The organism is uncultured Sphingomonas sp., assembly GCF_964244235.1.
Classification (GTDB): domain Bacteria; phylum Pseudomonadota; class Alphaproteobacteria; order Sphingomonadales; family Sphingomonadaceae; genus Sphingomonas.
Genome location: NZ_CAXTII010000007.1, coordinates 46879 through 58156, shown reverse-complemented (window position 1 = coordinate 58156; position 11278 = coordinate 46879). Strand labels below are relative to the sequence as shown.

At 64.6% G+C, this 11278-nt stretch carries 13 protein-coding genes; 7 read left to right on the top strand and 6 right to left on the bottom strand.

The window, feature by feature from the left end; all coding sequences use genetic code 11:
• The 3 genes from ACFE7D_RS02730 to kdpF all read right to left on the bottom strand — a co-directional run.
• Positions 1 to 927, bottom strand: a 927-nt coding sequence (locus ACFE7D_RS02730; RefSeq protein WP_375393892.1) for an HAD-IC family P-type ATPase, incomplete at its 3' end; no start/stop codon positions are given.
• A 13-nt stretch (positions 928 to 940) separates the two neighbouring features.
• The gene (gene kdpA, locus ACFE7D_RS02725; RefSeq protein WP_375393891.1) at positions 941 to 2647 is read right to left on the bottom strand and encodes a potassium-transporting ATPase subunit KdpA; all 1707 of its coding nucleotides are present in this window, start codon (positions 2645 to 2647) and stop codon (positions 941 to 943) included.
• Between the two features lie 112 nt (positions 2648 to 2759).
• Positions 2760 to 2849 (bottom strand): K(+)-transporting ATPase subunit F, encoded by a 90-nt coding sequence (gene kdpF / locus ACFE7D_RS02720; protein WP_375393890.1) that lies wholly within the window; start codon positions 2847 to 2849, stop codon positions 2760 to 2762.
• A gap of 567 nt (positions 2850 to 3416) precedes the next feature.
• Between kdpF and ACFE7D_RS02715 the strand changes: the two genes are divergently transcribed.
• The gene (locus tag ACFE7D_RS02715) at positions 3417 to 4709 is read left to right on the top strand and encodes a family 1 glycosylhydrolase (RefSeq protein WP_375393889.1); all 1293 of its coding nucleotides are present in this window, start codon (positions 3417 to 3419) and stop codon (positions 4707 to 4709) included.
• A gap of 45 nt (positions 4710 to 4754) precedes the next feature.
• Here ACFE7D_RS02715 and ACFE7D_RS02710 read toward each other — a convergent pair whose 3' ends face one another.
• Together ACFE7D_RS02710 and ACFE7D_RS02705 are read right to left on the bottom strand one after the other, a co-directional pair.
• Positions 4755 to 5795, bottom strand: coding sequence for an HAD family hydrolase (locus ACFE7D_RS02710; protein WP_375393888.1), 1041 nt, complete (start codon positions 5793 to 5795; stop codon positions 4755 to 4757).
• 32 nt (positions 5796 to 5827) lie between these two features.
• The gene (locus ACFE7D_RS02705; protein ID WP_375393887.1) at positions 5828 to 6664 is read right to left on the bottom strand and encodes a patatin-like phospholipase family protein; all 837 of its coding nucleotides are present in this window, start codon (positions 6662 to 6664) and stop codon (positions 5828 to 5830) included.
• A gap of 42 nt (positions 6665 to 6706) precedes the next feature.
• Between ACFE7D_RS02705 and ACFE7D_RS02700 the strand changes: the two genes are divergently transcribed.
• Together ACFE7D_RS02700 and ACFE7D_RS02695 are read left to right on the top strand one after the other, a co-directional pair.
• Positions 6707 to 6835 (top strand): hypothetical protein, encoded by a 129-nt coding sequence (locus ACFE7D_RS02700; protein WP_375393886.1) that lies wholly within the window; start codon positions 6707 to 6709, stop codon positions 6833 to 6835.
• Complete coding sequence (locus tag ACFE7D_RS02695; protein ID WP_375393885.1) at positions 6826 to 7668, top strand: carbohydrate ABC transporter permease; 843 nt, start codon at positions 6826 to 6828, stop codon at positions 7666 to 7668. Before ACFE7D_RS02700 ends, ACFE7D_RS02695 begins: the two co-directional genes overlap by 10 nt.
• Here the strand turns inward: ACFE7D_RS02695 and ACFE7D_RS02690 are convergent.
• Positions 7658 to 8749 (bottom strand): ABC transporter ATP-binding protein, encoded by a 1092-nt coding sequence (locus ACFE7D_RS02690; protein ID WP_375393884.1) that lies wholly within the window; start codon positions 8747 to 8749, stop codon positions 7658 to 7660. The two genes, ACFE7D_RS02695 and ACFE7D_RS02690, sit on opposite strands and share 11 nt — an antisense overlap.
• A 215-nt stretch (positions 8750 to 8964) precedes the next feature.
• Here ACFE7D_RS02690 and ACFE7D_RS02685 point away from each other — a divergent pair, with 215 nt between their 5' ends.
• From ACFE7D_RS02685 to ACFE7D_RS02670, 4 genes are all read left to right on the top strand, one after another.
• Positions 8965 to 10107, top strand: a complete 1143-nt coding sequence (locus tag ACFE7D_RS02685) for an aldose epimerase family protein (RefSeq protein ID WP_375393883.1) — start codon at positions 8965 to 8967, stop codon at positions 10105 to 10107.
• A gap of 75 nt (positions 10108 to 10182) precedes the next feature.
• Positions 10183 to 10311 carry a hypothetical protein gene (locus tag ACFE7D_RS02680; RefSeq protein ID WP_375393882.1) on the top strand — a complete coding sequence of 43 codons (129 nt, stop codon included), beginning with the start codon at positions 10183 to 10185 and terminating at the stop codon, positions 10309 to 10311.
• The gene (locus ACFE7D_RS02675) at positions 10286 to 10945 is read left to right on the top strand and encodes a hypothetical protein (protein WP_375393881.1); all 660 of its coding nucleotides are present in this window, start codon (positions 10286 to 10288) and stop codon (positions 10943 to 10945) included. The genes ACFE7D_RS02680 and ACFE7D_RS02675 overlap by 26 nt, the downstream gene beginning before the upstream one ends.
• 24 nt (positions 10946 to 10969) lie before the next feature.
• Complete coding sequence (locus ACFE7D_RS02670; RefSeq protein WP_375393880.1) at positions 10970 to 11194, top strand: hypothetical protein; 225 nt, start codon at positions 10970 to 10972, stop codon at positions 11192 to 11194.
• Positions 11195 to 11278: the final 84 nt, after the last annotated feature.

The following is an 11278-nucleotide window of genomic DNA, read 5'->3' as shown; positions in this document are numbered from 1 at the left end:
GCCGATCGTGATCGTGCCGGTCTTGTCGAGCAGGAGCACGTCGATGTCGCCCGCGGCCTCGACCGCACGGCCGGATTTCGCGAGCACGTTGAAGCGGACCAGTCGGTCCATGCCGGCGATACCGATCGCGGAGAGCAGCGCCGCGATCGTCGTCGGGATGAGCGTGATGAGCAACGCCGACAGGATGACCACCGGGACGACGCCGCCGGCGTAATGCGCGAACATGGGGATGGTGCCGACGGCGATCAGGAAGATGATCGTGAGGCCGACCAGCAGGATCGTCAGCGCGATCTCGTTGGGCGTCTTCTGCCGCTCCGCACCTTCCACCAATGCGATCATCCGGTCGAGAAAACCTTGGCCCGGCCCGGCGGTCACCCGGACCTTCAGCCAGTCGGACACGACGCGCGTGCCGGCGGTCACCGCCGATCGATCGCCGCCGCCCTCGCGGATCACGGGGGCGCTTTCGCCCGTTATCGCGGCTTCGTTCACCGAGGCGACGCCCTCGACGACCTCCCCGTCCGCCGGGATGAGTTCGCCATTCTCGACCAGGACGATATCGCCGACGCCAAGCATCGCCGCGGGTACGTCTTCGGTGCCTGCGCCCGTGACCCGCTTGCCGGTCAATTCGCCCTTGGTCGCGCGCAGCGATGCGGCCTGCGCCTTGCCACGCCCTTCCGCCAGCGCCTCGGCGAAATTTCCGAACAGCACGGTCAGCCATAGCCAGAAGACGAGCTGTCCCTTGAAAGCGATCGTGCCACCGCCGATGCCCGTCGCCAGCATCACGGTAACGAGCAGCGCGACGATCGCGGTGACGAACATGACCGGGTTGCGCACCAGCGCGCGGGGGTCGAGCTTGCGAAAGGAATCGGCGATCGCTGGGCCGAGAAGGTCGGCGGTGAACAGCGATGGTGATGCGGCGCGAGCCATGATGATGCGCTCCTTAGAACCGCTGGCCGTGGATCATCGCGACATGTTCGGCGATGGGTCCAAGCGCGAGCGAAGGCAGGAAAGTCAGACCGCCGAGGATCAGGATGATGCCGATCAGCAGCGCGATCCACAGCGGACCCGTGGTCGGAAACGATCCCGACGAGGCCGGAACGACTCGCTTGGCGGCGAGACTGCCGGCGATCGCCAGCATCGGCACGATCACGAAGAAGCGGCCAAGCCACATCGCCACGCCCAACAGCCCATCGTAGAACGGCGTGTTCGCGGTCAGTCCGGCAAACGCGCTGCCGTTGTTCCCGACCGCCGAGGTGAAGGCGTAGAGGATCTCCGAATATCCATGCGGTCCCTGGTTGGCGATCCCGGCAAGGCCGTCCTTGCTGACCACGGCGATGCCGGTGCACCCGAGGATGATCAACGGCAGGACGGCGATGGCCAGAACGGCGAGCTTCACCTCCCGGCCTTCGATCTTCTTGCCGACATATTCCGGCGTTCGCCCGACCATCAGCCCGGCGATGAACACGCCGAGGATGACATATAGCAGCATGCCGTACAGGCCGGAGCCGACGCCGCCGAAGATGATCTCACCCAGCTGGATGTTGAACAGCGGGATCATGCCGCCGAGCGCGGTGAAGCTGTCGTGCATCGCGTTTACCGCGCCGCACGATGCGTCGGTGGTGACGACCGCGAAAAGGCTGGAAGCGGCGATGCCGAACCGGACTTCCTTGCCCTCCATATTGCCGCCGGCGATCCCGATCGCATGGTGGATCGGGTTCCCGGTGCCTTCGGCGGCATAGGTCGCGGCGGTTCCGGCGAGGAACAGCACGAGCATCGCGGCGAAGATCGCCCATCCCTGCCTGGTGTTGCCGACCGCCTTGCCGAAACACCATGTCAGGCCCGCGCCGATCGAGAAGATCGACAGCATCTGCAGCAGGTTGATCAGCGCGTTCGGGTTCTCGTACGGATGCGCCGAATTTGCGTTGAAGATACCGCCGCCATTGGTGCCGACCATCTTGATCGCTTCCTGGCTCGCGACCGGGCCCAGGATGATCGTCTGCTTCGCGCCTTCGAGCGTCGTCGCGACGACCGAGCCGTCGAAGGTCTGCGGAACGCCCGAGGCCATGAGGACGACGGCGTACAGGATGCAACCCGGCAACAGCAGATACAGGGTCACGCGGGTCACATCGGCCCAGAAATTACCGAGCTCGCCCGCTTCCTTGCGTGCGAAGCCGCGAATGAAGGCGAAAGCGAGCGCGATGCCGGTCGCCGCGGACGTGAAATTGTGCAGCGTCAATCCGACCATCTGGCTGAACTGCGACATCGTCGATTCGCCGCCGCTGTAGCTCTGCCAGTTGGTGTTGGTCGCGAAGCTGATCGCGGTGTTCCACGCCAGATGGTCGGGAACGCCCGGCAGGCCGAGCGGATTGAGCGGCAGGAAATTCTGCAGGCGCAGGATGGCGTATGTCAGCAGCAGCCCGGCGACGTTGAACAGCAGCATGTGGACGCCGTAACGACGCCAATTCTGTTCGACGTCCGGCTTGACGCCGGAAACGGCGTAGAAGGCGCGCTCGACCGGACCAAGCGCGAAATGAAGGAACGTCCGTCGCCCCTCCATGACGGCAAACAGACCCATGCCCACCGGCTTGGCCATCGCTATGACCAGCGCGGTAAAGACGAGGATGAGCAACCAGCCCTGGACGGTCATAGTGGTGATCCGAAAAGAGGCAGCCAAACCGAACGACGGCGGTCAAACGTGCAAAGTCCGCTCCGTCGGCGGTCCCGACCGGCGGCGTCGTGATGGCGCGTGTGCGGTCCCATCAGAACCGCTCGGGGTGGACGAGCACCGCGACGAGATAGGCAAGAAGGGCGATCGCGGTCGCGCCGCCAAGCCAGAGATCGATGGTCATCGACGGCTCCTTCAAACGTTGCTGCAGAGACGGAAGTACGCGACCGTCAAAAGAAACAATCCGCCGAGCGCAGATAGCCAGAGTAGATCCTGCATTGCGTCCTCCGGTTGGGATATCAGGCGAAGAGATGTATCGCTGTTCGACCAGCATCGATAGAAACCATGCCGACGCGTCGGCCATGTGATGACGACGAGCGAAAAGACCGCTTGGTCGGGCCGACAAAGCGATCATCGCGCCCGCCTTTCGCCGACGGCGGCGGAACTCCATGCCGTCGTCGCTCCGCTTGGTTCTGATGCTTGTCCATGCTGCGGGGCTAAACCGATCGGCGTGGAGTTTCGAGACGGCAAACACGCCGTTTGCATATGTTTTCTATAGTTTTGTGCACGCGAACACCGGGCTATGCGCCGTCCCTTCAGGACAACCGACGGGCCGCGCGGCAACACCCTGGCAGAACGGCCCACGTCAAAAACCGCCAGGGTCGCAACATTTGGCTGGACTTGTTCACGCGCGCCCTTTTCTGTCGGCAGATCGTATGCCTGCCCAAGGAGACACGTCATCGCCACCTTCATGTTCGCGACCGGGATCGAGAACAGCGTACCGACCATCAACGGCGGACGCACGCGCATCGACGAGATGGAGAGCTGCGGCCACTATCGACACTGGCAGGAAGACTTCGCGCTCGTCGAAGAGATCGGCATCGGCTATCTCCGCTTCGGGCCGCCGATCCACAAGACCTGGCTTGCCGAGCACAAATATGACTGGGAATTCGCCGACCAGGCCTTTGCCGACCTGAAGCGACGCAACATCACGCCGATCGTCGATCTGTGCCATTTCGGCGTGCCCGACTGGATCGGGAATTTTCAGAACCCCGATTTTCCGGCGCTGTTTCGCGGTTATGCGCTGGCCTTCGCCCGCCGCTTCCCCTGGGTGCAACTCTACACCCCGGTCAACGAGATGTATATCTGCGCCACCTTCTCGGCCCGTTACGGCTGGTGGAACGAGCAGCTAAGCAGCGAACTGGCGTTCGTCACCGCCCTGAAACACCTGGTCAAGGCCAATGTGCTGGCGATGGAGGCGATCCTCACGGTCCGCCCGGACGCGATCTTCATCCAAAGCGAGTCTTCCGAATATTTCCATGCAGAAAGCCCGGCAGCGATCCGGGCGGCGGAACTGATGAATTCGCAGCGTTTCCTCTCCCTCGATCTTAATTACGGCCGCCGTGTCGATTCGGAGATGTACGAATATCTGCTGGATAACGGCATGACCAAGGAAGAATATCACTTCTTCCTCGACAATCAACTCAAGCAGCACTGCATCATGGGCAACGATTATTACGTCACCAACGAGCACCGGGTCGCACCCGACGGATCGACGCGGGCGTCCGGTGAGATCTTCGGCTACAGCGAGATCACGCGGCAATATCACGGCCGCTACCAGTTGCCCGTCATGCATACCGAAACCAATCTGACCCAGGGCCCCCTCGGCACCGAGGCGGTGGACTGGCTGTGGAAGGAATGGGCGAACGTGCTGCGCGTGCGCAACGACGGCGTGCCGGTGGTCGGGTTCACATGGTATTCGCTGACCGACCAGATCGACTGGGACAGCGCGCTCCGCGAAACGAACGGCAACGTCAATACGCTGGGTCTCTATGACCTCGATCGCAATATCAGGCCGGTCGGCCGGGCCTATAAGGACCTGATCCTGCAATGGCGCGACGTACTGCCGACCCAGAGCATGTGCCTGACCGTCCCCGTGGTCATGCCGGATGAAACCGACGGCGTCCACGCGGTACGGCAGCGCGCGCGGGCACGGCGGATGATCAAGCACGACGTCCAACTTGCCGCGGTGCCCGACAGCTAAGATCGGCACCTCTACGACGCTTCACGGACACTCCGGACGGACAAGCTAGCCGTTGGAGCCGGCACCGCTTGCCGTGTCCGCGTCGAGATCCTCGCCCCCGTTGCCGCCGCCGGCACCTGATCCACTGCCGGACGCTTCGCCAGTCAGCGGGTCGAATGCGCCGGGCCGTCCGGTATCTTCTGGTATGTCGCGATCGTCTTCGCGGGGGCGAGCGTCGGCGTGCTCCACGTCGCCGGCCAGCGGGTGACCGCCTGGTTGCTTGCGCCCCTCCGCTTCCTCGCGTTCCCGCGAATAGTCCTGGCCGGAATAGCCGTCGGGCGCGTCGAAGGCGCTCTTCGGCCGGGTGCGCTCGGGATCCACATTGTCATGGGGCCGGGAGGCTTCGGGGGTCGGCATCGTCGTTCCTCCTTCAGGCGTCGGCTGTTGGCCGAGCGGAGACGTGTCGTAACCCGCCAGCAGTGCGGCGGGATCGTCGTAGATCGCCACTGCGCCCGCCCTTTGCAGGACATCGTCGGCAAATCCGCCCGACCGGACCGCCATGGCTGCGATGCCGCATTTCCCCGCGGCTTCGATGTCGTAGGGGGTATCACCAACGACCATGACCTCGTCCGGCCGGAGCCCCGGTAATTTGGCGAGTGCGGTCGAGAAGATATCGGGGGCCGGCTTGGTCTGCTCGACATCGTCGCTGCTGGTCGTGGCAGCGACGAGATCCCGGGCATCGAGCAGAACCAGATAATGGTCGAGTTCGCCGGCCGACGCTGACGATGCCAGAACGATCCTCTGCCCGTGATCGTACACATGCTTCAGCAGCCTATGAGCATCAGCGAAGGGTTTCGCCTCGCCGAGATATTTGTCCTTGAAGATCGTGCCATGCGCTTCCCCCAGGCGTTCCTGTTCCGCCTTGTCGAGGTCGGGTATCAGCGCGGGGACGAGCATGTCCGTCCCTTTCCCGATCTGATCGTGGAGCACGTGTCGCTCGAAGCTTGCACCGATGCCGGCGAAGGCCTCTTCCCAGGCGAGAACATGCAGATCGTTGCTGTCGATCAGCGTACCGTCGATGTCGAAGAGAACTGCCTTGATGTGCATGGTCATTCCCTGCCTGCGCGCGCCCAGGCCGTTCAACCCGACCCCGGACTTTCCTGTTCGGCGTCATAAGACGCATCGGTACCGATTGTCCCACCGGCTTCCGCTTCCGCCAAGCCATTTGTGTGGACAACGTCGAAAACCTGTCCGCCTACCATGACATGGTGCGGCGCATATTCAGGCGCCGCGCCAAAGACCCCGGCTTCGAGGATATGCAGGCCCGGCAGCCCGATCTTCGGTTCGCCGCTTTCCAGTCTGGCAATCACTCCTTCGGCGCATTGCCGCCCGGCATCCCGACGCTCGCGCACGGTCGATCCCGAGAAATCCATCGCCTTCCCCGCGATCTCGGCCGACTGTTCGGTGTAGGCCAAGCGTACAAGCGTCACGCTTAAATCCTGTCGCCCGGCATACGCATCGCGCCATCGCACAATCGTTCGGCGCGACTGCGCGGCGAAGACCAGATCCTGCGTACGACTTGCCGCCTCTCCCAACGTCGCCGGCCGGCGCTGGCGCAGTGGCAGGAGGTCCACCGCCAGGCACAGGGTCGGGCGGGCGGGGGGCTCCGCAAAGACCGGATCAAGCGGAAGGTTTGCCGAGATGCCACCATCAACCAGCCACCGCTCGCCGATCTGCACCGGCGGTAACAGCACCGGCAGGGCGGCGCTCGCGCGGACTTGCTCCGGCGCGATTTGGGTGTCGCGGCTGTCAAAAACAACGTCTTCACCCGTCTCCGGATCGAAGGCGGTCGCGGTGAACCGGCACTGGCCGGAATTCAGCCGATCGAAATCGACCATGTCGCGTAGCATGGCGACCAGCCGCTCCGTCTCGAAGATCGAGCGTCGACATGCGCTTCCCGTCAAGCTGGATAGCATCGCCGGACGCGATATCTTCCGCGGACCCGAACCGGTCGTTTCATGTTCGACCAGGGCTTTACCTGGTGGAACCTCGGCGTGGCATCCGCGGTCGCGGTCCTGTTGTTCCTGGCCATCCTGCTTCTGACCGGAATCCAGGCGCGTCTCGGGAAGCGTTACGAATGGCTCTGAACATAGGCGGGATCGGGCGCACTATGCTCGTCGCCGCGCTCGCGCTGGCGACCGCGATGCCACTGGTCTGGATGGTCAACGTCTCGCTGATGCCGGCCGGCACCGCGACCAGCTTCCCGCCGCCCTTCTGGCCCGCCCACCCGACGCTCGCCAATTACCGCGAGCTGCTGCTCGCGCATCCCGGCGGCGCGACCAGCTACCACATCGTGCCTGCCATCGTGAACAGCGTCGCGCTGGCGGCACTGGCCACGCTGCTCGGTGTCGGGCTGACCGTGCCGGCGGGCTATGCCTTTGCGAAGCTGCGCTTCTGGGGACGGGCGCAGCTGCTGCAGGCGATGCTTGCGCTGGTGGTGGTGCCGGCGCAGGTCGCGATGCTGCCGCTGTTCCTGATGCTGAAATCGGTTGGGCTGGTGAACACCTATGCGGGCGTCCTGGCACCCTGGCTGGCGGGGGTGTACGGCGTGCTGTTCGTACGACAGGCGACGCTCGCGCTGCCCGACGAGATGTTGGACGCAGCGCGGATCGACGGGGCGAGCGAGTGGCAGATCTTCACCCGGGTGGTGCTGCCGCTGCTTCGTCCCATCGTGGTGACGCTTGCGCTCTTCACCTTCCTGCAGAGCTGGAGCGATTTCCTGTGGCCGCTGATCGTCATTACCGATCAGTCGCTGTATACGCTGCCCGTCGCGCTGGCGGCGATCGGACGGGAACATGTCCGCGACACCGAACTGATGATGGCGGGCGCGGTCATCACGACCATGCCCGTCCTGCTGCTGTTCCTCGCGCTGCAGCGTTACTATTTCAGCGGCGTGCTGAGCGGCAGCATCAAGGGCTGACGCGCGGATACGCCGTACCGTCCGCGGCGAACAGATGCGCGTCCGCCGGCGCGACGGAGAAGCGGACATTCGCGCCGAGCGTGAATTGCTGGTCGCCCGGCAACTGCGCGACGACGCTGCCGGTCGCGCCTGCCTCGCCGAGATGGGCGAAGGACAGGGGGCCAAGCCGCTCGAACAGCTCGACCGGTCCGCTGAACGGCCCTTCCCCGTCCGGGCGCAGGTGCTCGGGGCGGATGCCGAGCGTGGCCGTCGCCCCGATCCCGCCTGCCGGCACACCGACCGCGACCCGGCACGACGCACCGTCGGGCAGGGTGACGGTCGCGCCCTGCACGTCGACCCGTTCGATCCGTACCGGCAGCAGGTTGATTGCCGGCGAGCCGATCGCCTCCGCTACGCGGATCGTCGCGGGCGTGCCGTAAAGGTCGAGCGGCGCGCCGACCTGCTCGATCCGCCCGTTCGCCATCACGACGATCCGGTTGGCCAGAGTCATCGCCTCGATCTGGTCATGCGTCACATAGATCATCGTCGCGCCAAGCCGCTGGTGCAGCCGCGCAATCTCGTGCCGCATCCGGACGCGCAGGCCGGTATCGAGATTCGACAGAGGTTCGTCGAGCAACAGGACCGCGGGGTCGCGTATGATCGCGCGGCCGATCGACACCCGTTGCCGTTGTCCGCCCGACAGCGCACGCGGCCGCCGGTCGAGCAGCATGTCGAGTTCCAGCAGCGCAGCGACATCGGCAACCCGGCGCGCGATCTCGCGGCGATCCAGTTTGGCCATTCGTAACGGAAAGCCGATATTCTGCGCGACGGTCAGATGTGGGTAGAGCGCGTAGGACTGGAATACCATCGCGATCCCGCGATCGGCGGGTTCGAGGGCGGTGACGTCGCGTCCGCCGATGAGCACCTGCCCCGCGCTTGGCGCTTCCAGGCCTGCGATCAGGCGAAGCAGTGTCGACTTGCCGCATCCCGACGGCCCGACGATCACGACCAGCTCGCCCTCCGCGATCGACAATTCGGTCGGCTGGAGCGCCTCTGCCGTACCGAAGCGTTTCGACAATTGACGAATGGCGACGCTGCTCACCGCTGCGTCGGTATATCAATCGCGATTTCGGTCAATGATCTCGGACGCTGTGGCCAGATCGGCGTCGGACTCTAACCACGGCCTTTACACGCACCGAACGTCAAGCTTCCGTCATTTGTCTGATATATATCTCCAATGATGCATTGGAAGCGGCTTTCCCGGGTACCAGGGGCGGCGCTTTGCGTCGGGAGCGCTTGCATGGGCGAGAGGATGGAATGATGAAGACGGTGGCGCTGATCCTGTGGAGCATTTCGGTCATGGTAACGGGGACCGCGCACGCAGCGGATGCGAGACGGGCGAGCTTCGGCACGCTGCCCGATGGCGGGGCGGTCGATGCGGTGACGTTGACCAACGGCAAGGGCGTGTCCGCGACGGTGATTTCCTACGGTGCTGCGCTGCAATCGGTGATCCTGCCCGATCGCTGCGGCACGTCGGCCGATATCGTGCTCGGCTACCCCTCGATCGACAAATATCTCTCCAGGCCACAATATTTCGGCGGGACGGTCGGGCGTTTCGCCAACCGGATCGCGCGCGGACGCTTCACGCTGGACGGCCGAGCGTATCAGACGCCCGTCAATGACGGGGTCAATGCGCTGCATGGCGGCACCGCCGGCTTCGACAAGGTGTTGTGGCAGGTGACTGACGTCCATGGCGGACCGACGGCGGCGGTGACGCTTCGGTATGTCAGTCGCGACGGCGAGATGGGGTATCCCGGTACGCTGACGGTGGACGCGACCTATTCGCTCGACGAAGCCGATCACCTGACGATCGACTACCGCGCGACCACCGACAAGGCGACGATCGTCAACATCAGCAACCACACCTATTGGAACCTGTCGGGCGAGGGGTCGGCGAACGGCGCGATGGGCACGCGCGTCGCGATCCCGGCCGATACCTATCTGCCGACCGACAAGGGCGCGATCCCGACCGGCGAGCGAAAGCCCGTCGCCGGCACCGTGTTCGACTTCCGCGAACCCCATGCGATCGGCGAGCGGGTCCGCGACGCGCGCGATCCGCAGATCGTCTGCGCGCGTGGCTACGACCATAATTGGATCATCGGTACGCATGTGACGGCCGACCAGCATCTGATGGCCAGTGTCGACGATCCCGCATCGGGCCGCGGGTTCGAACTCTGGTCCAACCAGCCGGGGCTGCAATTCTATTCCGGCAATTTCCTCGACGGGACCAGCGCAGGTAAGGCGGAGCGCACCTACCGCGAAGGCGATGCGTTCGTGATGGAGCCGCAGATTTTTCCCGACACTCCCAACCAAGCCGCCTTCGGTTCCGCCCGACTGGTGCCGGGCGAGACGTATCGTAACACGATGACATATCGGCTGAACACCGGGGGTACCCGTTGATGCAGCCGGGCGGATCGAGCCGATCCCCATGTCCGACCAGACGCGCGCACTATCATCGAATCAAGGGGCAGAACCATGACGATACGTTTGAAGCCGCTCGCCGAGCAAGTGATCGTGATTACCGGCGCGTCGAGCGGCATCGGGCGTGCGACGGCGCGTCTGGCGGCGCGGCGCGGCGGTGGTTGCCGCGGCGCGCGGGCTTGATGCGCTGGACACGCTCGTCGCCGAGATCGTCGCGGACGGCGGCCGCGCCTCGGCCTGTACCGACGCGCTCCGGATCGAGCTGATGATGGACCGCGCGCCCGTCGCCGTCACGTTGGTGAAACCCGCACCGATCGCGACGCCGATACTCGAACACCAGCGCAACCGGATGGACCGGCAGGCGGCCATGCCGCCGCCTTCTACCGGCCGGAGGATGTCGCGAAGACGATCCTGTCGGCGGCCGAACATCCCGAACGCGACCTGTATGTCGGCGGTGCCGTCCGCCTGGGCAGCGCTCTGGCGCGCGCGCCTTTCCCAACATCGCGGATGCCGCTTCCGCGATATCGGGGCCGCGGCTGTTCAAGACCGGGAAGCCGCGCGACTATCGACCGGACAATCTCGACGCGCCCAGCCAACCGACCGGGGCCGGCGGCGATACGCATGGCCGCTGGTCGCATCCAAGTCTCTGCACTGCGCTGATGGTCGGGCCGATACGCCGCTTCCCGTCGGCCGGCACGATCGCGCGCAGGATACTGCTCGGTATTCGCAGCCGTTGACGCCACGGCCGGAAAAATTCGCCCGTTCGGAACACTTTCATGAATATGCCTGTTCAAGAAGGGTTCCGCACGGAACATGATCTACAAGCAGGCAGGAGTCGAAAATGACCGCGGCATATATCGAACATCGGCCGAGAAGCACCGACTCGCAGGCCGATACGGTTCATTTCACGATCGTGGCGGACGGCAATGACAATGGCCGATACGCAACCCAGGCCGCGGCCAAGGACAAGGCTTGTGCTGATGGATACCACCCGGTTCATGTCGCGCGCGTTCGCCATTTGCAGGACCGGGACCAGCCCGATCACTGGCGTAGCGACCCGTGCTGAGGCGACGGTACGCGCCGATCGCTGTCGAGACGTCGGTCGGCGCGGAGCCGTTGCCGACGTATAAGCCGCGTCATGCGTTCATCT

What these genes read in the sequence shown, in the direction of transcription:
- kdpA (WP_375393891.1), bottom strand. Translation starts at nt 2,647, where the DNA reads ATGACCGTCCAGGGCTGGTTGCTCATCCTCGTCTTTACCGCGCTGGTC.
- ACFE7D_RS02715 (WP_375393889.1), top strand. Translation starts at nt 3,417, where the DNA reads ATGTTCGCGACCGGGATCGAGAACAGCGTACCGACCATCAACGGCGGA.
- ACFE7D_RS02710 (WP_375393888.1), bottom strand. Translation starts at nt 5,795, where the DNA reads ATGCACATCAAGGCAGTTCTCTTCGACATCGACGGTACGCTGATCGAC.
- ACFE7D_RS02700 (WP_375393886.1), top strand. Translation starts at nt 6,707, where the DNA reads ATGTTCGACCAGGGCTTTACCTGGTGGAACCTCGGCGTGGCATCCGCG.
- ACFE7D_RS02705 (WP_375393887.1), bottom strand. Translation starts at nt 6,664, where the DNA reads ATGCTATCCAGCTTGACGGGAAGCGCATGTCGACGCTCGATCTTCGAG.
- kdpF (WP_375393890.1), bottom strand. Translation starts at nt 2,849, where the DNA reads ATGACCATCGATCTCTGGCTTGGCGGCGCGACCGCGATCGCCCTTCTT.
- ACFE7D_RS02670 (WP_375393880.1), top strand. Translation starts at nt 10,970, where the DNA reads ATGACCGCGGCATATATCGAACATCGGCCGAGAAGCACCGACTCGCAG.
- ACFE7D_RS02695 (WP_375393885.1), top strand. Translation starts at nt 6,826, where the DNA reads ATGGCTCTGAACATAGGCGGGATCGGGCGCACTATGCTCGTCGCCGCG.
- ACFE7D_RS02685 (WP_375393883.1), top strand. Translation starts at nt 8,965, where the DNA reads ATGATGAAGACGGTGGCGCTGATCCTGTGGAGCATTTCGGTCATGGTA.
- ACFE7D_RS02680 (WP_375393882.1), top strand. Translation starts at nt 10,183, where the DNA reads ATGACGATACGTTTGAAGCCGCTCGCCGAGCAAGTGATCGTGATTACC.